A 23,750-nucleotide genomic window follows, 5' to 3' on the forward strand; every position below is an offset into this window, starting at 1 on the left:
TGTTAAAGTTAGGGCTATTAAATTATCAGGATTTGTATTGAAAAAGATTGTATTTTTATTAATTAGTGCTTTTGTTTTTTCAAAGGAATTAAGTGATGAAAAGTTATTTAAATTAGCCGAGACAATTAGCGGAAGAAATGTTGAGTGTAACGGACATGATTATTTTGTAAATTTAAATAATTATATAGATGAGCTAAATAAAGCTTATAATGATAAAAATATTTATCAAAATCCTATAAAAGATTATGATAAATATTATGATTATTTTCAATATTGGGCTTATCAAAGCATTGGCAATAAAAGATTATTTGATGAGTTTAATAATGAAATAAATAATTTTTGTAGCAATAACAAGGAGCATTTTATAAAGCTTTCTTCTAAAAATTATCAAAAATCTTGTGAGAATTTCACTCAAAGGCTAGGAATGAGAGCTTTTGGCTCTATTAATAAATTTATTAAGCTTGATGATATTTATATTGAATTTTTAAAGATAGAAAATCCAGAAGATAGCATTGCATATCTTAACGAAATTAGCCCAAATTATTATCAGTTAGATTTTTTATTAAAAATAGCTTTATTAGCTAAAAAAGATATGAAAATAATAGAGTTTTTAGCTAAAAATAATACAAATATTAATTCAGGTTATGAGAGTGCGATTTTTTATGCACTTGATTATTATGAAGCATTAGAATATTTATTAGAAAACAAAGCTAATGTTAATTATGTAAATGCTCTTGGTAAAAGTGCGATTTTTTATGCAGTTGAAATCAGTGATATTAAAACTATAAAATTACTTATGAAATATGGGGCTAATCTTAATTTACAGCAAATTGATAGTGAAGAAGAGCTAAAAACAAATCTTCCTTATTATATTTCTTTTTGCTCTTACATTCATCCTGCAAAGACTTTAGTAATACACGCAGCGTCTTTAGCGAATTTAAATACCTTAAAATTGCTTATAGAAAATAAGGCTGATTATACGATAAGCGATAATTTTGGATTAAATGCACTAGATTATGCGATGATTTATAACAATAAAGAAAATATTGAGTATTTAAAAAAATTAGGATTAAAGGAGAAAGAACAATGAAAACAGCGTTTGTAACAGGTGCTAGTAGTGGTTTTGGAAAAGCGATTGCTAAAAGACTTTTAAAGAATAATTATAAAGTAGTAGTTCTTGCAAGACGCAAGGAAAAATTATTAGAATTTGAAAATGAATTTAAAAATAATGTATATATAGCAGAAGCTGATGTAAGAGATATAAATGCTTTAAAAAATGTTGTAAATAATTTACCTAATGATTTTAATAAAATTGATGTTTTAGTTAATTCAGCAGGATTAGCATTAGGTTTAGGAGAGTTTTATAAATTAGATTTAGCAGATATTGAAACTATGGTTGATACTAATATAAAAGGGCTTTTATATGTAACTCATTTGATTTTACCAAGAATGCTTGAAAACGGCGGACACATATTTAATTTTGGTTCAGTTGCTGCTAATAATCCTTATTTTGGTGGTAATGTATATGCAGGAACTAAAGCTTTTGTGGGTCAATTTAGTCACGCATTAAGAAATGATGTAAGAAAAAATAATATAAAAATTACTGATATTGCACCAGGGTTATGTAAGACAGAATTTAGCGAAGTGCGTTTTAAAGGCGATAAAATTGCAGCTGATAAAGTTTATGAAAATACAAAATACCTTGATGCAGAAGATATTGCTGATACAGTTATTAGTATTATTAATTTAAAAGACCATGTAAATATAAATAGAATAGAATTAATGCCTGTTACTCAAACTTGGGCAGGTTTTCACATACAAAAGGATAATGAATGAAATATTTAAAAATAGAAGGTAATGCAAAATTAAGTGGTAGCGTAGAAATTAGTGGAGCTAAAAATGCAGCTTTACCATTACTTGCTGCTGCTTTACTTATTAAAGGAAAATGCACTTTAACAAATCTTCCTTTAGTATCAGATATTAAGACTATGTTAAGATTGCTTGAGAATTTAGGAGCTACATACGAACTAAACAATCATAGCGTTACAATTGATTCAAGTAATGTATTTAATACAAAAGCACTTTATGATATTGTTCGCAAAATGCGTGCTAGCATATTGGTTTTAGGACCTTTGCTTAGTAGATTTAAAATTTGCGAAGTATCTTTACCAGGTGGCTGTGCTATAGGACAACGCCCAATTGATATGCACTTAAGTGCTTTAGAGAAAATGGGTGCTAATATTGAATTAGTTGATGGCTATGTAAAAGCTAGTGGAGAGTTGGTTGGAGCTAAAATACATTTTGATAAAATTTCTGTTGGTGCTACTGAAAATACAATTTTAGCAGCAGTTTATGCTAAAGGTGTAACTACTATAATAAATGCAGCTTGTGAGCCTGAAATCGTTAATTTATGCGAGTTTTTAGTAAAAGCAGGTGTTAATATAAAAGGTATAGGGACAAATACTATTGAAATCACAGGAGTAACCAAATTAAATACTGATTTTACTTGCGAAATTATTCCTGATAGAATTGAAGCAGGAACATATCTTTGTGCAGGTGCTATTACAAAATCAAATATAGAAGTTAAAAATATAATTCCAGAGCATTTGGGTGCATTATTATCAAAATTTGATGAAATGGGAATTAAATACGAAACTTTAAAAAATAGTATTAAAGTATATTCAAGCGATTATAAAGCGGCAAATATCAAAACTAGCGAATATCCAGGCTTTCCTACCGATATGCAAGCTCAATTTATGGCTTTATGTCTTAAGGCAAATGGAGAAAGTATTATTGATGAAAGATTATTTGAAAATCGTTTTATGCATGTAAGTGAGCTAAATCGTATGGGTGCAAATATCAAGCTAAATGGACATATTGCCAATGTTAAGACTTCTAATTTACAAGGTGCTGAAGTGATGGCAACTGATTTAAGAGCTAGTTCGGCATTAATTTTAGCTGCACTTGCTGCAAATGGGACTACTAATATTCATAGAATTTATCATTTAGAGCGTGGATATGAGAATTTGTGTGAGAAATTAAGTAAATTAGGTGCGAAATTAGTTGAATTAAAGGAAGAAGAATGACAATTAATGAAGCGTTAGAAAATATAAAATCACTTAACCACACTCAAAGCACCGAAATTGTTAATTTATTTGATGCAAAAGGAAGAGTTTTAGCGAATGATTTTTATGCTAAATGTAACGCTCCTTTATTTACAAATTCTGCAATGGATGGCTATGCTTTAAAGGCTAGTGAGTTTAAAAATGGTCTTAAAGTTTTAAAGACTATTTTTGCAGGAGATATGAGTGAATGCGAGATTAAAAGTGGCGAATGTGTAAAGATTATGACAGGTGCAAGAGTGCCAAAGGGTGCTGATAGTGTTTTAATGGTTGAAAACTCTATTATTAAAGATGATTTAATGTATGCTACAAGTGATAATTTAAAAGTAGGTGAAGCTATAAGATATGAAGGCGAAGAATACAAAAAAGGCGAATTAATTATCAAAAAAGGCGTAATTACTGATGAAATTATTATGATTTTAGCTAGTAATGGAGTTTTTAATATTGAAGTTATTAAAGAAATAAAAGTTGGTATTTTTGCAAGTGGTCTTGAGATTATTGAGCCTTATTCAAATGGATTTGGTGTTTATAATTCTAATGCTTATGGAATTTATTCTGCTTTTAAGAGTTTTTCTAAACCTTATTATTTAGGGGTTTTAAAAGATGAATATGAGTTTGTTTTAAATTCTTTAAAAGGTGCTTTAGATAATTTTGATTTAGTTGTAAGTATCGGAGCTGCAAGTGTAGGTGATGCTGACTTTATCAAAAAAGCTTTAGATGAGATAGGTTTTAAGCCTATTTTTACTAAGGTAAAAATGAAACCTGCAGGTCCTGTTAGCTTATATTTTAAAGATAATAAATATATTTTGGTTTTACCGGGTAATCCTATGAGCGCTTATATTGGGGCTTTAATTTATGCAAGAGCTTTAATTTATAAAATGCAAGGAATTGTATATGAAAAGCCAAGTTTTTTATATCCTATATCAATGGATTTAAAAATTAAAAATAATAAAGAAAATGTAGTTATTGGAAATATTATAAATGATACTTTTGTTCCGTTTAATAATGCAAAACTTAGTAGCGGACAAATTACTCCATTAAATAAATGCACTCATTACATAATTTGTCCTATTGATTGTGATATTAAACAAAACGATAAAGTAAGAGTTTATGAACAAAGTATTTAGTTTATTTTTATTAAGTGGTGTTTTGTTTGCTAATAATTTAAGCGATGAATTATTAAAACATTGGAAAAAACAAGATGAATTTTTAGAAATAAAAAGTCTTAGTTTTAATCCTAATATTAATAATTGCAAAATTATTACATATCCAAATCTTAGCAAACAAGGATTTTTTAAAGCAAATTGCAATGATAAAGATATGCAAATATCTTTTAAATTACAAGCTCTTACTAAGGTTTATGTTTTAAAAAAAGATGTCTTAAAAGATGAAGAAATAGGACTATTTGATTTAAAAAGTGAAAAAATTGATTTTTCAAAATTGCCTTATAATGCTTTAAGAACACTTGATAATAGTATTAAGTTTAAAAGCAAAGTAAGAGCAGGTAGTATTATAAAAACCTCTATGCTAATGCCAAATTATTTAATTAATAAAGATGATAGTGTAGTTGGTATTTTAGATGATGGAGATTTGAGTGTGTTTGTTGATTTAATAGCCTTGCAAAGTGGAGTAAAAGGTCAAAGAATTCGCCTTAAAAACACTCAAGGACACAATCTAACTGGCGAAATAATTAATGAAAAACAGGTCTTAATAAAATGAGATTTTTAGTAGCGATTAATGGAGCTAGTGGAGTTAATTTGGCTTTAAAATTAGCTAAGGTATTAAGCAAAGAAAATGAAGTGTATTTAATCCTTAGCAAAGGTGCTTTAAAGGTTTTAAAAGAAGAAAATAATAAAAAATTAAAAAAATACATTAAAAATACAAATATTACTCTTTTAAAAAATGATGATTTAGCTGCACCTGTATCAAGTGGAAGTTTTAAGCTTGATGCGGCGTTTTATTATGCTAGTAGTGATTTTTTAGCAAAGGCTAGTTATGGTTTTAGTGATACTTTAATTTTAAGAAGTTTTGCCGTAAATCTTAAAGAAAATAGAAAAATCATAATAGCTCCAAGAGAAATGCCATTAAATGAATTAATGCTTAAAAATATTTTAAAATTAAATAAATTAGGCTGTATAATAGCCCCTGCAATTTACGCTAAATATTCTAAGAGTTCTTTTAAAGAATTTGTAATAGGTAAATGGTGTGATTTGCTTGGAGTTGAATATAAAAAATTTAAAAGATGGAAAAGCGAATGAAAAAAGCAATTTATCCAGGCACATTTGATCCGATAACAAATGGGCATTTAGATGTAATAAAAAGGGCTTTAAAAATTTTTGATAAATTAATAATAGCAGTTGCTAAAAATGATAAAAAAAAGCCTGATTATGATTTAGAAACTAGGATTAATTTAGTAAAAAATGCAACAAGTGGATTAAATGTAGAAGTAATAGGTTTTGATAATTTATTAGTAGATTTTGCAAAAGAGCAAAAAATATATACTATTGTAAGGGGTTTAAGGGCTGTGAGTGATTTTGAATACGAGTTACAAATGCACTATGCAAATGCTGAATTAAACGAAGAGATAGACACTATTTATTTAATGCCAAGCCTTAAAAATGCCTTTATTTCAAGCTCAATTGTAAGAAGCATTAAAGCTCATGGTGGAGATATTTCAAAATTAGTTCCATCTAGTATTTTAAAGGATTTAAAATGAATTATTACGCTTTTGAAGGAATCGATACTCTAGGCAAAAGCACTCAAATTAAGCTTTTACAAGAATTACCAAATTCTTATTTTAAATTCCAGCCGATTTTTGTAAAAGAACCAGGTGAAACTACTTTGGGAATAAAATTAAGAGAATTGATTTTAAATGAAGAAATGAGTAAAAAGGCTAGAATGTTTTTGTTTTTAGCTGATAGGGCTGAATTATTTTCAAAGATTGATTTTACTAAAGAATTTATTATAGCTGATAGGAGTTTGTTTTCTCATTTAGCTTATGAGGTTGATAGTGATTACAAACAATTATTGGATTTTAATTTGTTTGCAACTAATAATGTTTTACCTAATCATATAATATTTTTTAAAGGCAGTAAGGAATTATTAGAAAGTAGATTAAATAATAAAAGCCTTGATAAAATAGAGCAAAAAGGCGTAGAATATTTTTTAAAAGTTCAAGAAAATTATGAAGCGATTTTTAAGGCTTTAAATTTAAAAGTTTTTACAATAGATGCAAGTCTTAGTATAGATAAAATAAATACAATGATTAAGGAGTATATAAATGATACATGCAATTAAAGGAATGAATGATTTATTAGATGATGATGCGTTAATTTACGAAAAGATTATAAAAACTTGTGAAGAAGTAGCAAAAACTTATGGTTATAGCTATATTGAAGTGCCACATTTAGAAGTTACTCCGCTTTTTAAAAGAAGCGTAGGAGAAAGTAGCGATATAGTTGGTAAAGAAATGTATGAGTTTTTAGACAAAAGTGGAGATAGCGTATGTCTTAGACCTGAAGGAACTGCTGGGGTTGTAAGAGCTTTTATTGAACATAAGATGGATAAAGCTGGAGTTGTTAAAAGATGGTTTTATCACGGCTCAATGTTTCGCTATGAAAAACCACAAAGAGGTCGTTATAGAGAATTTCATCAATTTGGCTTAGAATGTTTTAATATAGCTAATGTTTACGAAGACGCTAGTGTGATTATGATACTTGCTAAAATCTTTAAAAAACTTGATATTAATTATACTTTAAAAATCAATTCTTTAGGCTCGCCTGAATGCCTTCAAAACTATAGAAAAGCATTAAGAGAATATATTGCAAACATTGAAAATAGTTCTGGTTTTAAATTCTGTGCTGATTGTGCTAAAAGAATACAAACTAATGTTATTAGAGTATTAGATTGTAAAAACGATGAATGTGCTAAACACTTAATAAACGCTCCTAAATTAAGTGAGTTTTTAGACGATGAGAGTAGGGCTGATTTTATTAAATTACAAGAGATTTTAAAAGATAATGAGATTAGTTTTGTAATTGATGAAAGATTGGTTCGCGGGCTTGATTATTATTCAAAAACAGCATTTGAGTTTGAAAGTAGCGAAATAGGTGCAAAGGCTGCAATAGCTGGTGGTGGAAGATATGATTATTTGGTTGAGTATTTAGGCGGAGCTAAAAGCTATGGCGTTGGATTTGCTATGGGTGTTGAGCGTGTTATGGATATTTTAAGAAGTAAAAATATAGAGCAAAAATTACAAAATACTTATTTTTGTATATTAGATGAAGAATTATTGCCAATTGCTTATAAATTAGTTGATAATTTAAGAGAAAACGGAAAAACAATTAATCTAAATTACGAAGCAAAAAAATTAGCAAAACATTTAAATATAGCGAATAAACAAAACTATAAATACTTTATTGCAATTGGTAGTGATGAAGCTAGTAAAAATGAAGTATTTTTTAAAGATTTAGAAAGTGGCGAACAAAAAAGTATAAAATACGATGAATTAAAGGAAATTTTATGAATGATTATGGCATAGATATTTGGGGAGATGATAATTTTATCATTAAAAATGGCAAGGTATGTTTAAAATATGGAAGCGAACCTGCCATTATTGATATAGTAAATACTCTTTTAGATGATGGATATAAAGGTCCTATAATTTTAAGATTTAATCATTTGATTAAAAAACAAATAGAACAAATCTATATAAATTTTAATAATGCCATTAAAGAATTTGATTATCGTGGTAGTTTTAATGCTGTTTATCCACTAAAAGTCAATCAATTTCCTGGTTTTGTAAAAAGTCTTGTAAAACTTGGTAAAAATCTAAATTATGGTCTTGAAGCTGGTAGTAAAGGAGAATTATTATTAGCTATGGCTTATAACAACGAAAATGCTCCAATAACTGTTAATGGTTTTAAAGATAAAGAACTAATAACAATGGGCTTTATTGCTGCTGAAATGGGGCATAATATAACTTTAACTATTGAAGGTATTAATGAGCTTGAAGTAATTATCAAAACAGCAAAAGAGCGTTTTGGGATAAAACCAAAAATTGGTCTTAGAGTAAGGCTGCATTCTTTAGGTAGTGGCACTTGGGCTAAAAGTGGTGGGATTAATTCAAAATTTGGTCTAACATCAACTGAATTAATAGAAGCAGTAGGACTTTTAAAAGAAAATGATTTATTAGATTGTTTTACTATGATACATTTTCATATAGGCTCACAAATTAATGAAATACATCCTTTAAAAAAAGCTTTAAGCGAAGCAGGAAATATTTATTTTGAATTACGCAAAATGGGTGCAAATAACCTTGAAAATATTGATATTGGTGGTGGTTTAGCAATTGAGTATTCACAATTTCAAAAGACTTCTCAAAGAAACTATACTTTAAGCGAATATGCAAATGATATTGTATTTATTCTAAAAACTCTTGCAGCACAAAAACAAGAAATAGAGCCAAATATTTATATAGAAAGTGGTCGTTTTGTAAGCGGTTCTCACGCAGTATTAGTAGCACCTGTTCTTGAACTATTTTCTCAAGAATATTCAGAAAGCAAAATGCAGTTAAAAGAAAAAAACCCGCAATTAATAGATGAATTATGCGATTTATACAAAAATATAAAGCCAAGCAATGCAGTAGAATATATGCACGATAGTTATGATCATTTAGATAGTATTTTAACCTTATTTGATTTAGGATATGTAGATTTACAAGACCGCTCAAATGCCGAAATATTGGTTCATCTAATAGGTAAAAAAGCAGTTTCTATGCTAAGTCCAAAACATTTATTAAGAACTCAAAAAGAAGTTCAAGAAAGATATTTGGTCAATTTTTCAATGTTTCAAAGTTTGCCAGATTTTTGGGGCTTAGGGCAAGAATTTCCTATAATGCCACTTGATAGATTAGATACTCAACCAACAAGATCAGCTAGTATTTGGGATATAACTTGTGATAGTGATGGAGAAATATCATTTGATGCTGCTAAGCGTCCTTTATTTTTACACGATGTTGATGTAGAGCAAGAAGATTATTTCTTAGGATTTTTCTTAGTTGGTGCTTATCAAGAAGTATTAGGAATGAAGCATAATTTATTTACCCATCCAACTCAAGTTAGTATTGATATTGATGATAAAGGTTATGAGATTGAAAGTATTATTGAAAGTCAATCAATTAGGGATATTTTAGAAGATTTAGACTACGATATTCGTGAAATTGATGAAAAAATTCAAGATAAAATAAATTCTTCGGAATTAATAAATGAAAAAACTAAAAAACATATTTTAGGTGAGCTTTTCATATTTATGCACGATAATGGATATTTAAAGAAAATTTAAAAGGAGAGAATATGCAATTTTCAGAAAAAATTAAAGGTTTGGAAGAATCAATAACTTTAGCAATTACAGCTAAGGCAAAATTACTAAAAGAGCAAGGTGTAAGAGTTATTAGTTTTAGTGCAGGAGAGCCTGACTTTGATACTCCGCAAGTTGTAAAAAATGCAGCTATTAAAGCGATAAATGATGGATGCGGAAAATACACTCCAGTATCTGGAACTACTGAAGTTTTAAAAGCAATTTGCACTAAGCTTAAAAAAGACCATAATTTAGATTATGAGACAAGTGAAGTAATAGCAAATGTTGGAGCTAAACATAGTTTATTTAATGCAATTCAAGCACTTGTTTGTGATGGCGATGAAGTAATAATCCCAGCTCCTTATTGGGTAACTTATCCAGAGCAAGTTAAGTATTCGGGTGGAGTTCCTGTAATTGTAACTCCTAAAAAAGATTTTAAAATCAGTGCTGATGAATTAAAAGCTGCAATTACACCTAAAACGAAAATATTAATATTAAATAATCCTAGTAATCCTAGTGGAGCTTTATATTCAAAAGATGAATTAATGGCATTAGCTAAAGTTTTAGAAGGCACTAGTATTGTTGTATTAGCTGATGAAATGTATGAAAAATTAGTTTATGATGGAGAATTTGTAGCGTTTGCAAGTTTAAGCGAAGATGCACTAAAACGCACGGTTACAATAAATGGACTTAGCAAATGTGCTGCAATGCCAGGATATAGATTTGGTTATAGTGCTAGTAAAAATAAAGAGTTAAATAAATTAATGAAAAATCTTCAAGGTCAATGCACAAGTAATATTTGTAGCATAACTCAAGCTGCTGCAGTTCCTGCTTTAGTTGGAGAGATTGATAAAGATATTGAGATGATGAAAAAAGAATTCAAAAAAAGAAGAGATAAAGCTTGTGAAATGATTAATAGCATTAATGGGCTTAAATTAAGCGTAAAACCTAGCGGGGCGTTTTATTTATTTATTGATTGCTCTAGTATTAATCCTGATGATGTTGAGTTTTGTGCTAAGCTTTTAGATGATAAAAAAGTAGCTTGCGTGCCAGGAAGTGGATTTGGCATGAGTGGGTATTTTAGAATTTCTTATGCAACTTCAATGGAAAATATCATAGAAGGTATAGAAAAAATCGCAGAATTTGTAAAGGAATATAAGTGAGTAAAATCGCTATAAGTATTTTAAGTGGAGGGCTAGATAGCTGCGTTAGCACTGCTTGTGCTATAAATGAAGGCTATAAAGTAATAGCCCTTCATTTTAATTATAGTCAAAGAACAGAGCAAAGAGAATTACAAGCTTTTAATGAAATTTGCAAGTTTTATAATATAGAAAAATTAGTTGTGGATATGGATTTTTTCAAACAAATTGGTGGCTCTAGTTTAACTGATATGAGTTTAGAAATTCCAAAAGATGAATTAGGTAAAAATGGTAAATTACCAAATACTTATGTGCCTTTTAGAAATGGGATTTTTTATAGTATTGCTGCTGCTGTTGCACAAAGATTTAATGCTAGTGCGATTTATACAGGCTTAGTTAGTGAGGATTCTAGTAATTATCCTGATACTACTTTAGATTTCGTTGAAAAAACCGCTTCGTTTATAAAAGAAGGTAGTGGAGAAGATATTAAAATAATTACTCCTTTAATCAAGCTAAAAAAATCAGAAATAGTAAAACTTGGAATGAGCCTAAAAGCACCTTTAGAGCTTAGTTATAGTTGTTATGATAGTAATGATTTAGCTTGTGGTAAATGTGAATCTTGCCAATTAAGACTAAAAGGCTTTAGCGAAGCTGGATTTAATGATTTGATAAAATATCAGTAAGATAAGATTTAAAATAAGAATTTAAAATTCTTATTTTAAATTCTATTAAAAGGAAAAATTATGCTAAAGGTTATTTCTAAGATTGATGGATATATCATTTCTTATATGTCTTTTTTGATGTTTTTTAAATATTTGTCTGATTATATTGCTTCAAATGTTTCAATTCAAATTCTTTTATCATTTGTGTTTATGTATTTAATCAAACTAGCCTATCAACAATTTTTAAAAATAGAATATAAAAATATACAAAATAAAAATCAGATTTTTTCTATGTTTAAAATAGGCTTATTGCCAGCTATTTTATTGTATTTTTTATGTGTGGATTTTTACGAAGCTTTTTTTACTAATTATATGAGCTTTTTGTTTATTAAATTTCCTATTGTTTTTTTAAATTCTTTTTTAAATATTTTATTTTTCGTAATTTTAATAATTATTTTAGCTTTTGTTTTGGGTTATATTAAATACTCTCAAGATAAAGATTTAGCTAATAATTTATGATAATAATTTTAAATAAGTTCTAAAATTTATGAACTTATTTATTAATTTTTATATTAAATTTGCGTCTTTTAATATCTCTTTTATTGCTTCTGCACTATCTTTGCTTTTTAGATTTATGATTAATATATCATCAATATTTACAGAGTATTTTTTACCTGCATATTTTATTATGGTTTTTTTGAGATTTTCCTTACCAAGTTCTGTAAATAAATCTTCGTAATAATAGCTAGAAATCACCATATTAATACTATCTTGTATATAATCATTTTCGTTATTAACATTATCACCTATGATTTTTAAACTTAAAGTAATTTTTTTAAGCCCGTTTGATTTTGAATACAAATCGGTCTCAAAATTATTAATTTCTATACTATTTGCAAATGCAAAAATACTAAAAAATATTAGCATTATTTTTTTCATAATTGTTCCTTATCGCAAAATTGATAAAATGTCTTTACCACTTGATTTGTCTTTGCCTTTAGTCTAAACAAATTCTCATACGATTTATCACTTCCATTAAAAATAATTTTAAAATTATTAGGATTTGAACTTCTTGATAATGCAACATATAGCTGACCTTGTGCAAAAATCCTATCGCATTTGCAAATTAACTTATCAATACTCATTCCTTGACTTTTATGTATAGTAATAGCATATGATAATTTTAGTGGGAATGCTTTTAATATAGCATCAGGCTTGGTATCAACCAAATTAGGATTAACCCTATAGCTAGCTGCTATTTCAGGGTCATTAAAGTATAAAAATTCTTTAGGGTAAACTGAATAAATCATTCTATTAGATTTAATCTTTAGTTCCTGCTCACTTTTATCCCACACAATTATTTCTCCTTGCATTCCATTGTAATAATTATCAGAATTATAAGTAAAAATAACTTTAGCTCCAATTTTAAAAATAAATTCTTCTTCAATTGGTTGAGCTTTTAGCCATTGTTTAAATTCTTTTTCTTGTTCTTCGTTTAATTCTGTATTTTTTTTAATACTTGAGTTAAAAACATATTCTTCATCATCAATTTTTTTAAGTTTAGCATTATTTATATTCTTTGCTTCTTCGTTAGTCCCACAAATAATTGTATAATCATCATAATTATTTATATCATCTTGAATTTTATACTTTTTAAAATACTCTATGCAAGTATTAGTTATATTGCCAATCCTAATACTTCTTAGATTTTCATAAAATTCCTTATCTTCCATTCTGTGCTGGGTAATTAACTCAATCACCTTAAAATTACATTCATTCCAATATTTAGAGCAAAAAGCATAATTTCCATCGGATTTTACAGGTTCGAGTTGGTAAAAATCTCCAACTATTAGTAATTTTATATTGCTATAACCAAAAAGCCTTGAATAAATCATATCAAAAACATCACTACTAATCATTGAAATTTCATCAATTATTATTAAATCTATATTTGATAAAGACTTATTTAAAGCCATTAAATCATCTTTACTTGTTTTTAGCTCATTAATGTTTTTTGCAAGTCTTAGTTTAAAAAATCTATGAACAGTGTCTCCACCAATATTAATAGCAGCAAGTGCAGTGCTTGCTAAGACTATGGTTTTAAAAGCTTCACTTTTTATTATTTTTTCTATGGTGTAGGATTTTCCAACTCCTGCACCACCTGTTAAAAATACATTTCTTCCTTGCTTTAATAAATCAATGATATGTTTAATTTGATTCATCTAAGATATTTACTTTATAGTTTTTAGTAGTAAGATTATTTAATCTTAACATTAAATCATCAAAATTATCTCCATCATAAGGATAAAAAGCTACACAATCTCTTGCTTTAGTATTTAAAAAATCATATATTTCATTACTTATTATTTGTGTTTTTTCTTTACTTGTTCCAGAAAATAATATTATTATTCCACTATCTAGTTCAAATACACAATCAGTTTTTCTTAAAATACTAGCAATTACTTTTCTATGCTCTTCATCAGGGCTTTTGATATAAGTAAGACAAAATTCAAAATCTATATCATAAAAATACCTATAAATATTAGCAGTAAAAAATTCTACAACTTTTCTCATATCTTCTTTTTTAAACATTTGCATAACACAACTCCTTTTTATTCATTTCTTAAAGTTTTTAATACATCAATTTTACTTGCTTTATATGCTGGATAAAGTGATGATAACACTACTATTAAACTAGCACCTAAAATAATAAAACAAAAATCACTTATACTTAAATTAATAGGTAATTTTGAACTACCATAAACATCAGCTGGTAAAGAAATAATATCAAAAGTATCTAAAAACCAAAGTCCAAAAAATCCTAATAAACAACCAAAAATAATTCCAACAAATCCTATAAAACAACCAATGGTAAAAAATGATTTTTGTATTTCGCTTTTGCTTGTTCCTAACGCTAAAAGTAGGGCTATTTCATTTCTTCTATTTAAAACTATCATAAATAAAGAAGTAATTATGTTTAAACTAGCAATAATTACTATCATCATTAAAATAAAAAATAATGCTTTTTTTTCTAAGTCAATTGCACTTAAAATATTGCCGTTTTGTTCCCACCAGCCAACTAAAAAATAATTATTTTTGTATTTTTCATTTAATTTTTTAATTTCTTCTTTAGGATTTGCAGTATCTATGTGAATGCCTGTTATGTCATTATTTTTTAATACCTTTTGTAAATCTTTAATATCTACATATACATATGATGAATCATAAGCATTTAGACCTGAATGAAAAGTATTATTTACATAAAAACTTTTTATATTAGGTGTAATACTAAAAGCATTTGCATTAAGATTTGTAAAAATTATATGTATTTTATCTTCTTTATTAACTTCTAATCTTGAAGCTAGTAAATTGCCTAAAATTGCGGGGAATTTCAAATTAGAATTTAAATAATAATCTTTAAAAATTTTATTTACTTCTTTTTCTTTTTCAAAATCAATCCCAAAAATTATAGCACCTCTCATTTCATTACCATATTTAATAGCAGCTTGTGTTTGAATAAAAGGACTAATTTTATAATCTTTACTTAATTCATTTATTAATTCTTCATCAATTAATGTGGTTTTAGGATATAAAGTAATTGGATAATTCATAGTAAGTAACTTATCAATAAAGCTTTTATTCATTCCATTCATTACTGCCATAGTTATTATTAAAACACAAACTCCTAAAGCTACTCCGATAAAAGCAAGTAGCTTAGTAATCATAATAAATGGCATTGATTTATCAAATCTTAGGTATTTAAAAAGCAAGTATCTAATCATAAATATTTCTTCATTACTTCTGCGATTTGTGTTTCTGTAGCATCTTTAATAATCAAATCTGCAAAATCTAAATTCTTTTTAGCGTGTTTATTGCCTAAAAATAACATTATAAAAGTATTTGGATTTTCGCTTTTTACTTGATTAATATTGCTAACTAAACTTTCATAATCAAATAAAATAGCCTCATATCCAATGGCAATGATTTTATAATTATTTTTTAGTTCATCTTTAAATGAACTTATACTATCTACTTTTTTATTCAATTTTGCGTGTTTATTTGCGATATGATATAAATAATCACTTTGCATATCAGAACTAAGCAATATTAATACATCGTTTTGATAATTTGTTGTATTCATATCACTCTTATAATCATTTAGTATTGTTACTAAAATATTTTTTAATTTATTTTTATTAAAAGGTCTTTTTAAAAAACTATCTTTATTGCAATTTTCACTTAAGATAATTGTATTTTTTTCTTTATAATTAAAATTTTCATCAGCTATAACGCAGGCATAATTTGAAAAATCATTAATTTTTGTATAAAAATCAACACTAATTCCGTATTGATTTAGTAATGTTTCTAGCAAAAAGTTTTCTAATAAATCATTATTTAAAATAGCTATTTTTGCACTTGCAAAATTAGGATTTAACTCATTATCAAAATTATCGTAATTAGTTTCGTATGTAATTGTAGTTTTTGTTAAAGAGTATATATTTTGAATATTATCTTCATTATGCTTTTCTATTAATTCTTTAATTTGATTTAAATTCTTATCATTTGTATAAGATAACACGGCATTTATATTCTTTAATTGTTTAGCATTATCAATTAAATGCTTATGTAAAAATTCATTGTGATTTTGCAAAGCCATCATTTTTTGTTTGATTTTACCAACCTCATCAACGATTAATCTTAAATTCTTATTCAAATCTAAGTTATCGCTATTAGCACCTAAACTTTTTAAAATTTCTTTTAAAATATTTATTTTTTGGTTAGCACTTTTTTTTCTAATTAATGCAGCCATAAAACTAACAGCATTAAATATCAAAATTATTGCTAGAATAATTGTAAAAATTGTTTGATTTAATAGGTTTTCTATAAATAAACTTGCTATTAAAATAGCACATAATAATATATTAAACAAGCTTGGGAACACAACAATCCTTTATATAATTTAGAGCATAATTATGTCTATTAAATTAAATGATTACTTAATAATTTGGCTAATTTTCGTTGCTACATTTTTATTTGTTACTTTTGCTATTTCATCATAACTTGCATTGTATATATTTTCATAATTTTCAAAGTATTTTAATAATTTTACGATACTAGCTTTTGAAATTCCAATTTGCTCTAATTTTGATGATTTTATATCTTGTTTTCTTTTTGCGTTTTGATGGCAAGTAATTGCAAATCTATGAGCTTCATCTCTTAGTTTTTGAATAAATTGCAATATTTCATCACTTGTTTTAAGATTAAATTCTTTATCCTTAAAATGTATTTTATCCCTAGCAGCACCTTTTGCTCTATGTGCTAAATGATTTAATTTTTCTTTAGAAATTGCAATTACATCTAAATTGATTTCATTTTGAGCTAAAAGCTCGTTTGCTAAATCTAATAAAGCCTTACCACCATCTATAACCCACAAATCAGGACAGGCTGATTTATCAAAAGAATTTATCCTTCTAGTAAGCATTTCTCTCATTTGTTCATAATCATTATTGCTAGTAAGATTAAATCTTTTATAATTATTTTTATTAAAACTATTAGAAAACACATCATAACTAATTAAAGCTCCGATTATTGCTTGACCTTGAAAATGTGAATTATCAAATACTTCAATATTATAAGGAGTATTGCTAAGATTAAAAAAGCTTTTTAGCTTATTTGCTATATTATTTTCAGTCTTTTCAAGATTTATTAAAGCATTGTTTTTAGCTAATTGAATTAGTTTTTTTATCTCTAAAGTTTTTGCGATTTTTATATTTACTTTATGATTTGCAAGATTGCTTAAGTATTCTTCTAAGAGTTCTATATTTTCATTGTGATTTTCTATATAAATATTGTTTGGAATTATTCCTTCTTTATAGTTTGCTAGTATTAATTGGGTTAAAAAATCACCTTCTTTATTAGATATTTTTTCATTTATTACGCTTATTACTTTTCCGTGATTTATCACTAATCTAGTGCTTGATAAAAATTCATTATTATTGGTTATTGCAAATACATCAAAACTAACATCTTTTGCCAAATCCACTTCAATTTCTTGATTTAAATTCTTTATATGATTTATCATATCTCTTATTTTTGCCGCTTCTTCGTAGTTTTCATTATCAGCATATCTAAACATTTTTTCATTTAAAATTTGTAGCATTTGTTTTGGATTTTTAAGAGCTTGCAAGGCTTGTTTTAAGATATTTTCATATTCATCTTTAACACTAAACTCACAAGGAGCTAAACATCTTGACATATCATAAAATATACATCTTTTTTTACAGCTTTTCATTTGTCTTAATGGATAACATAAATACAATGCTTCTAATAAATCCTTAGCCCCACTAGCATAAGGTCCATAGTATTTAGTTAGTGGGTCTTTTTTAACCTTTCTAGTTATCTCAAATCTTGGATAAGCTTCTTTGAAATCACAGCAAATATATGGATAAGTCTTATCATCTCTTAATAAAATATTATATTTTGGTCGCATTTGTTTAATTAATGAATTTTCTAAAATCAGTGCGTCTAATTCACTATTTGTAGCGGTATATTCTAAATTATTTGCTTCTTCAATTAATTTTATAATTCTAGGAGAGTTTTTAGGATTTGCTCTAAGGCTTGGAGTAAAGGCAAAATAGCTTTTAACTCTTTTTTTTAAATCTTTTGCTTTACCTACATAAAGCAAGGTATTATTATGATAATATCTATAAACTCCAGAAGAATTTGGTAATGATTTAATTTTGTCTAAGAGATTTGATTTTTGCATTTGTTTTTTTGATACTTTCTTTTAGATTATTTATTAATATTTTTTGTTCTTCATATATCGCTAGATTTTGAAAATTCTCACACATTAAATCTTTTAAAAATATTTTTGGTTGTTTTGATTTTTCATAATCAATATATGCTTTTAAAATAGCATTGGAATTAATTATAATTTCTTCTTCAAATAGATTTAAAATAGCAGCGTCTTTTGGATTAATTCTTTTATATATTTTAATATGTTCTTTTAATGTTTTTATAGTTGAATCATTTCTTAAGTCTTGTGCTAAAGTCGGATGATAAACTCTAATTCTAAAGCAATTTTTATTATATTTTTTAAATACATCACAAACTACACCTTTTTGAGTTAATTTATATTTAAGGTCAGGTGGCATACTTAAAATAAATAATTTTAATTGCTTATTAATCTTTAAAAATAAAAGGTTTTTATTATGAGAAGAAAGAATATTATGAATATTTTCAATGTTTTTAAATTCCACCATATTGTTTTACTTGCTGCCTTGTTGTTTTCTGCTTGTGGGTATAAAAGCGACCCAAGTTATTATAATAACAAGTCAACGCAAACGCAAAAATTACCCTTTGTTGAATTAGAGTAAATAATATCTATCATTTTTTTAAAAGGAGCTTTTATGGAAATTACATTTTCATGGGCGGGAATTTTATGTTTAGTGATATTTATCATCGGTTACTATTTTATCGCAGCTGAAGATAAATATCATATAAATAAAACAAAACCTGCAATATTTATTGGAACTTTAATGTTTATTATTTTAGGGCTTTATTTGTGTCTAAATGGAAAAAGTACAGAGCCATTAGAACATGAAGTAAAGGATTTAATAGAAGAGATTGCTGAAATAGTGTTTTTCTTAATGGTTGCTATGACTTATATTGAAGCTTTAATTGAGCGTAATGTGTTTAATACCTTAAAATATAAGCTTGTAACAAAGGGATATACTTATAGAAAATTATTTTGGCTAACTGGACTTTTAGCATTTTTCATATCTCCTGTTGCTGATAATTTAACTACAGCTTTAATTCTTTCAACCGTTTTACTTACAATTGACAATCAAAAAAAGGAATTTTTAGTTCCTGGTGCTATAAATATAGTTGTAGCTGCAAATGCAGGTGGAGCTTGGAGTCCTTTTGGAGATATTACAACTCTTATGGTTTGGACTGCTGGTAAAAGTCCTTTTATAGACTTTTTCGCATTATTTCCTGCTAGTTTCCTTGGTTGGTGGCTTACTGCGTTTTTATTAAGCAAATTCGTTCCAAATGTAAAACCTAATTTTGATGAAAAATCTTTAAAAGTTGAGCGTATAAAAGATGGTGGAAAAATCATTATTTTCTTAGGTGCTTTAACGATTTTTAGTGCAGTTTTAATGCACTCATTATTTGGCTTACCTGCTATGTGGGGAATGATGTTTGGCTTATCACTTTTAAGCCTTTATACTTATAGATTTAATGTCGCTCGTGGCAAAAAAGATATAAATATATTTTCATATATGACTAAAATTGAAATGGATACATTGTTGTTTTTCTTCGGTATTTTAGCCGCTGTTGGAGCACTTCATTTTGCAGGTTGGCTAGCTTATGCTTCAAGATTATATGATTTTGCTGGAGTTATGAGCACAAATATTGGAGTTGGGTTTTTAAGTGCAGTAGTTGATAATGTGCCTGTAATGAGTGCGGTTTTAAAAGCAAATCCAAATATGAATATAGATGATTGGCTTTTAGTAACCTTAACAGCTGGAATAGGTGGCTCATTAATTAGTTTTGGTTCTGCTGCTGGGGTTGGAGTAATGGGAAAAATGCGTGGAATTTATACCTTTGGCTCTCATATGAAATATGCTTGGACTGTTTTATTAGGTTATGTTCTAAGTGTTATTGTTTGGTGGTTACAATTTGAATATTTTGATTTATATTAGGAAAGGAAATTAATGGAAAAAGCAGATATTTTAGTGCTTGACTTTGGGTCGCAATATACCCAACTTATTGCTAGAAGACTTAGAGAGCAAGGAGTTTATACACTTATTTTACCATTTAATATTAGTGCGAATGATATTAAAAATTATGAGCCTAAAGGTATTATTTTAAGTGGTGGTCCTGCTAGTGTTTATGCAAATGATGCTTATTTTTGCGATAAAGAAATTTTTGATTTAGGTTTGCCGATTTTAGGGATTTGTTATGGAATGCAGTTAATGGCTCATCATTTTGGAGCAGTTGTTGCACCTGCAGGGCATAAAGAATATGGTAAAGCTAAAATTAGCATTCAAGAAGATAGTTGTTTATTTAAAAACTTACCTAAATCTCAAGTGGTTTGGATGAGCCATTCTGATAAGGTTGAGAATTTACCAGCAGGATTTAAAACTATTGCTGTTAGTGATAATAGTCCATTTTGCGTATATGGTAATGATGAGAAAAAAATGTATGCCTTACAATTTCATCCTGAAGTTCAACATAGTGAATTTGGTAAAAATATTCTTAAAAACTTTGCAAAATATGTTTGTAATTGCGAAAGCGTTTGGAATATGGGTTCATTTGCTAAGACACAAATTGAGAAAATTAAAGAGCAGGTTGGAGATAAAAAGGTTCTTTGTGCAATTAGTGGTGGTGTAGATAGTAGCGTTGTGGCTGCATTGCTTGCTAGTGCTATTAAAGAACAAACTATTTTAGTTTTTGTTGATACTGGATTGCTTAGAAAAAATGAAAAAGAGCAAGTAGAAAGTATGCTTAAATTAAAATTTGGAATAGAATTAAATACAATTGATGCAAGAGAAATTTTCTTAAAAAAATTAAAAGGTGTAACAGACCCAGAAACTAAGCGTAAAATTATCGGAAATACCTTCATTGAAATATTTGAAGATTTTGCAAAAAAACAAGAAGGTGTTGAATTTTTAGCTCAAGGCACTTTATATACTGATATTATTGAAAGTAGCGTTGTAGGTAGCTCAAAAACAATTAAGAGCCATCACAATGTAGGTGGCTTACCTGAAAAGATGAATTTAAAATTAGTTGAACCTTTAAAAGAAATATTTAAAGACGAAGTAAGATTGCTTGGACTTGAATTAGGTCTTACTAAAGACTTAGTATATCGCCATCCTTTCCCAGGTCCAGGACTTGCAATTAGAATTATGGGTGAAGTAAATGAAGAAAGCCTAAATATCTTAAAAGAAGCTGATGATATTTTCATTCAAGAACTTAAAGCAAATGGTTATTATGATAAAACTTGGCAAGCATTTTGCGTATTGTTAAATGTAAGAAGCGTTGGAGTAATGGGTGATAATAGAACCTATGATAATGCAATAGCTTTAAGAGCAGTTGATGCAAGTGATGGTATGACAGCTACATTTTCTCATTTACCTTATGAATTATTAGAGAATGTAAGTAGAAGAATTATAAACGAAGTTAATGGAATTAATAGAGTAGTTTATGATATTTCTAGTAAGCCACCTGCAACTATAGAATGGGAGTAAAATTCCAAATAACCCTAGCTTAATTAATACCTAAGCTAGGGTTAATAAAACTCTTTTAAAAACATTTAAATCCTTTTATAAAAATATCAAGCTTTTTAATGAGAAGATTTTAATATAAAATAAATTATATTAATAAAAATTATAATTTTAATTGTATTTTATGTATTTTAAATACTATTCAAGCAAAAAAGGTAAAACTATGAAATGTATTGGTAAAATTTTTAATATTTTAAAACTTATCATAGGTATTTTAAAAAATATTTTTCTTGCTTTATTTATAATTTTTTTTATACATCTTGTATCTTTAATTTATATCAATGTTTGTAATGATATATTATTGCTTTGCACGATAGTTTTTGCTTTTCTTTATTTGATAATGTCAATGATTATAAGAGATTATAAACCTTCTAAAAAAGTTTTATATATTTTTATTACTTTATCAACTTTGCTAATAATTTCACAATTTTATATAACACATATAAAAGAACCAAATGAATTAATAAAAATGATTATAAGTTCTAATAAAGGGTATTTTACAGATGGAAAGAAAGGCGGATATATCTATGTGATAAAAAATGATTTAGATTTATTTGATTATGTTAATACAAAAATAAGAGATAATACTAAAAAATATTTTGAAGATAGTGGATTTAAACAAATTAAATTTAAAAATAATGTTTATTATTGCAAGAAGATTATAAAAGGTCAATATTATGATATAACATTCGTTAGTAATGAAACGGACAATGGTATTGTGATGAAAGATATTGTAATAAGATACGAGCCATTTCTTGGAATAGAATATATACAAGATTTATTTTAATAAAAAAGGCAAGTAATGAAAAACTATATTAACATGCTAATATCTTGGGTTATTATTAATTTAAATAGCAAGGATAAAGCTTTAATAGATTTTGATTATTTTAAAGCTATGTTTTTTCCATTTTCTTATTTGAAGATTAGTATTTATAGATTTTTATTATTCTTGTTTTATTTATCGCTTTATTATTCTGTTGATTTAGGACTTTTGACTAAAGCATTTTCACATAACTCAAATGATAGCTATATATTTTTCAACATAATTTTTACAATTATTCATTTTTTCATTTTACCTTATATGTGGTTTTTTGCTAGTTTTAAAAATAAAATTTCACATAAAATCAATATTGAATATGCGTATATAAGTTTGATTTTTATTGTTGCATTATTGTATCTTTTTTATAATATTTTTCCTAGTTTTAGCTTATTAGTTATATCTTTAATAATACATATTGTGTGTTATTTTTTTAGAGTTAAGACAATTTATTTATTCTTTTTAACTATTGCTATTTTTATTACTTATTATCAACAATTTTATAAAATATTTTCAGAAGAAGTTATTTTAAATATTAATTTGTTTTATATGTATTTAGCTCTTGCAATAAATTATATTTACAATAAAATTATTTCAAAACTAAAATAATATAATGCGAGAAAATATGGCTTTTAAAAATGATTTTATTGTATTTATAAAACATATACTTTTTTATCTAGCTTGGTTTTTCTTTTTCGTAGCTTTAGCTTTGTTTTATTTAATCTATATAAATCCATTGAGTTTTAATAATCACTTAGATTTTATAATTTATTTGATAATTTCAAGCCTATCTTTTATGCTTTATTACATAATTTCTAAAAGGCTAAAAAACTTTGAAATATATTTAAAAGATAGATTTTTTAGTGTTTTAAAATATTTTTCATTTTATATAATGTTTATTGCCTTAGCTAATGCTTTATTTAATCTTTATGTAAAAAATGATTTTATTTTAGACATTATTTATGCGATTTTATTTTTCATAATTTATAAATTAGTTGGTAAAAATACAATTAAATACCAAGCACTTATTTTAGCTATCTTACTAGTATTTTGCGCCTATAAATATTATGATTATTTTTTAAAACAGCCAAATGAACTTGTAATGCAGATTATAAAGGCTAAAACGATTAATTTTGATGATTATTTTTTAGTAGATGATATTAATTTAATCAATGCACTTAATAAAAACATAAAGGATAAAAGCCCTTATGAAGTTTATGAATATTTTAAAGAATTTAAAATGCTAAGGTGTTATAAAAACGCTAATATTTGTTATAAAAATGTAGTGTTTGGTAAGACTATTTTCATAGCTTTAATTTATAAAGATAAAGTAATCCAAGAAATTCATTATAAGTTATATAAGT

At 26.5% G+C, this 23,750-nt stretch carries 25 protein-coding genes; 18 read left to right on the forward strand and 7 right to left on the reverse strand.

The window, feature by feature from the left end:
• From KJQ99_RS02945 to KJQ99_RS03005, 13 genes are all read left to right on the forward strand, one after another.
• Positions 1-1,090 (forward strand): ankyrin repeat domain-containing protein (locus KJQ99_RS02945; protein WP_214149950.1); only part of this gene is annotated, 1,090 nt, incomplete at its 5' end.
• A complete protein-coding gene (locus tag KJQ99_RS02950) occupies positions 1,087-1,836 on the forward strand; it encodes an SDR family NAD(P)-dependent oxidoreductase (RefSeq protein WP_214149954.1) in 750 nt (249 codons plus the stop codon). The genes KJQ99_RS02945 and KJQ99_RS02950, both read left to right, overlap by 4 nt.
• On the forward strand, positions 1,833-3,086 hold the full coding sequence (gene murA / locus KJQ99_RS02955) for a UDP-N-acetylglucosamine 1-carboxyvinyltransferase (RefSeq protein ID WP_214117568.1): 1,254 nt from the start codon (positions 1,833-1,835) through the stop codon (positions 3,084-3,086). The genes KJQ99_RS02950 and murA overlap by 4 nt, the downstream gene beginning before the upstream one ends.
• A complete protein-coding gene (locus KJQ99_RS02960) occupies positions 3,083-4,249 on the forward strand; it encodes a molybdopterin molybdotransferase MoeA (RefSeq protein WP_214149959.1) in 1,167 nt (388 codons plus the stop codon). Before murA ends, KJQ99_RS02960 begins: the two co-directional genes overlap by 4 nt.
• Complete coding sequence (gene flgA / locus KJQ99_RS02965; protein ID WP_214149960.1) at positions 4,233-4,841, forward strand: flagellar basal body P-ring formation chaperone FlgA; 609 nt, start codon at positions 4,233-4,235, stop codon at positions 4,839-4,841. The genes KJQ99_RS02960 and flgA overlap by 17 nt, the downstream gene beginning before the upstream one ends.
• Positions 4,838-5,380, forward strand: a complete 543-nt coding sequence (locus KJQ99_RS02970; RefSeq protein ID WP_214117565.1) for a UbiX family flavin prenyltransferase — start codon at positions 4,838-4,840, stop codon at positions 5,378-5,380. Before flgA ends, KJQ99_RS02970 begins: the two co-directional genes overlap by 4 nt.
• Complete coding sequence (gene coaD / locus KJQ99_RS02975; RefSeq protein WP_214120471.1) at positions 5,377-5,838, forward strand: pantetheine-phosphate adenylyltransferase; 462 nt, start codon at positions 5,377-5,379, stop codon at positions 5,836-5,838. The genes KJQ99_RS02970 and coaD overlap by 4 nt, the downstream gene beginning before the upstream one ends.
• A complete protein-coding gene (tmk, locus tag KJQ99_RS02980) occupies positions 5,835-6,419 on the forward strand; it encodes a dTMP kinase (RefSeq protein WP_214117563.1) in 585 nt (194 codons plus the stop codon). The genes coaD and tmk overlap by 4 nt, the downstream gene beginning before the upstream one ends.
• On the forward strand, positions 6,403-7,647 hold the full coding sequence (gene hisS, locus KJQ99_RS02985; protein ID WP_214149961.1) for a histidine--tRNA ligase: 1,245 nt from the start codon (positions 6,403-6,405) through the stop codon (positions 7,645-7,647). The genes tmk and hisS overlap by 17 nt, the downstream gene beginning before the upstream one ends.
• Positions 7,644-9,464, forward strand: a complete 1,821-nt coding sequence (gene speA / locus KJQ99_RS02990) for a biosynthetic arginine decarboxylase (protein WP_214117561.1) — start codon at positions 7,644-7,646, stop codon at positions 9,462-9,464. Before hisS ends, speA begins: the two co-directional genes overlap by 4 nt.
• Positions 9,465-9,475: 11 nt before the next feature.
• The gene (locus KJQ99_RS02995) at positions 9,476-10,642 is read left to right on the forward strand and encodes a pyridoxal phosphate-dependent aminotransferase (protein WP_214149962.1); all 1,167 of its coding nucleotides are present in this window, start codon (positions 9,476-9,478) and stop codon (positions 10,640-10,642) included.
• Entirely contained in the window at positions 10,639-11,301 is a 663-nt protein-coding gene (gene queC, locus KJQ99_RS03000) for a 7-cyano-7-deazaguanine synthase QueC (protein WP_214149966.1), read from the forward strand. Before KJQ99_RS02995 ends, queC begins: the two co-directional genes overlap by 4 nt.
• A gap of 60 nt (positions 11,302-11,361) precedes the next feature.
• Positions 11,362-11,799, forward strand: a complete 438-nt coding sequence (locus KJQ99_RS03005; RefSeq protein ID WP_214117558.1) for a hypothetical protein — start codon at positions 11,362-11,364, stop codon at positions 11,797-11,799.
• A 48-nt stretch (positions 11,800-11,847) separates the two neighbouring features.
• Here KJQ99_RS03005 and KJQ99_RS03010 read toward each other — a convergent pair whose 3' ends face one another.
• From KJQ99_RS03010 to KJQ99_RS03040, 7 genes are read right to left on the reverse strand one after another with little or no spacing between them, the layout of a single operon-like run.
• The gene (locus tag KJQ99_RS03010) at positions 11,848-12,219 is read right to left on the reverse strand and encodes a flagellar basal body-associated FliL family protein (RefSeq protein WP_214117557.1); all 372 of its coding nucleotides are present in this window, start codon (positions 12,217-12,219) and stop codon (positions 11,848-11,850) included.
• Entirely contained in the window at positions 12,216-13,502 is a 1,287-nt protein-coding gene (locus KJQ99_RS03015) for an ATP-dependent DNA helicase (RefSeq protein ID WP_214149967.1), read from the reverse strand. Before KJQ99_RS03015 ends, KJQ99_RS03010 begins: the two co-directional genes overlap by 4 nt.
• A complete protein-coding gene (locus tag KJQ99_RS03020) occupies positions 13,489-13,878 on the reverse strand; it encodes a hypothetical protein (protein ID WP_214117555.1) in 390 nt (129 codons plus the stop codon). Before KJQ99_RS03020 ends, KJQ99_RS03015 begins: the two co-directional genes overlap by 14 nt.
• Before the next feature lie 14 nt (positions 13,879-13,892).
• Positions 13,893-15,062: an ABC transporter permease gene (locus KJQ99_RS03025; protein ID WP_214149968.1), complete on the reverse strand. Its 1,170-nt coding sequence runs from the start codon at positions 15,060-15,062 to the stop codon at positions 13,893-13,895.
• Complete coding sequence (locus KJQ99_RS03030) at positions 15,059-16,222, reverse strand: hypothetical protein (protein WP_214149969.1); 1,164 nt, start codon at positions 16,220-16,222, stop codon at positions 15,059-15,061. Before KJQ99_RS03030 ends, KJQ99_RS03025 begins: the two co-directional genes overlap by 4 nt.
• 51 nt (positions 16,223-16,273) lie before the next feature.
• On the reverse strand, positions 16,274-18,046 hold the full coding sequence (uvrC, locus tag KJQ99_RS03035; protein WP_214149970.1) for an excinuclease ABC subunit UvrC: 1,773 nt from the start codon (positions 18,044-18,046) through the stop codon (positions 16,274-16,276).
• A complete protein-coding gene (locus tag KJQ99_RS03040; RefSeq protein ID WP_214117551.1) occupies positions 18,015-18,542 on the reverse strand; it encodes a hypothetical protein in 528 nt (175 codons plus the stop codon). Before KJQ99_RS03040 ends, uvrC begins: the two co-directional genes overlap by 32 nt.
• Before the next feature lie 147 nt (positions 18,543-18,689).
• Here KJQ99_RS03040 and nhaD point away from each other — a divergent pair, with 147 nt between their 5' ends.
• The 5 genes from nhaD to KJQ99_RS03065 form a co-directional block, all read left to right on the forward strand.
• Positions 18,690-19,985 carry a sodium:proton antiporter NhaD gene (nhaD, locus tag KJQ99_RS03045; RefSeq protein WP_214117550.1) on the forward strand — a complete coding sequence of 432 codons (1,296 nt, stop codon included), beginning with the start codon at positions 18,690-18,692 and terminating at the stop codon, positions 19,983-19,985.
• Between the two features lie 12 nt (positions 19,986-19,997).
• Complete coding sequence (guaA, locus tag KJQ99_RS03050; RefSeq protein ID WP_214117549.1) at positions 19,998-21,533, forward strand: glutamine-hydrolyzing GMP synthase; 1,536 nt, start codon at positions 19,998-20,000, stop codon at positions 21,531-21,533.
• Between the two features lie 160 nt (positions 21,534-21,693).
• Positions 21,694-22,356 carry a hypothetical protein gene (locus KJQ99_RS03055; protein WP_214149972.1) on the forward strand — a complete coding sequence of 221 codons (663 nt, stop codon included), beginning with the start codon at positions 21,694-21,696 and terminating at the stop codon, positions 22,354-22,356.
• A 15-nt stretch (positions 22,357-22,371) separates the two neighbouring features.
• Positions 22,372-22,995, forward strand: coding sequence for a hypothetical protein (locus KJQ99_RS03060; RefSeq protein ID WP_214149974.1), 624 nt, complete (start codon positions 22,372-22,374; stop codon positions 22,993-22,995).
• A gap of 4 nt (positions 22,996-22,999) precedes the next feature.
• The coding region (locus KJQ99_RS03065; protein ID WP_214149975.1) for a hypothetical protein at positions 23,000-23,750 on the forward strand (751 nt) is incomplete at its 3' end.

The organism is Campylobacter sp. 2018MI13 (assembly GCF_018501135.1).
GTDB lineage: Bacteria > Campylobacterota > Campylobacteria > Campylobacterales > Campylobacteraceae > Campylobacter_E.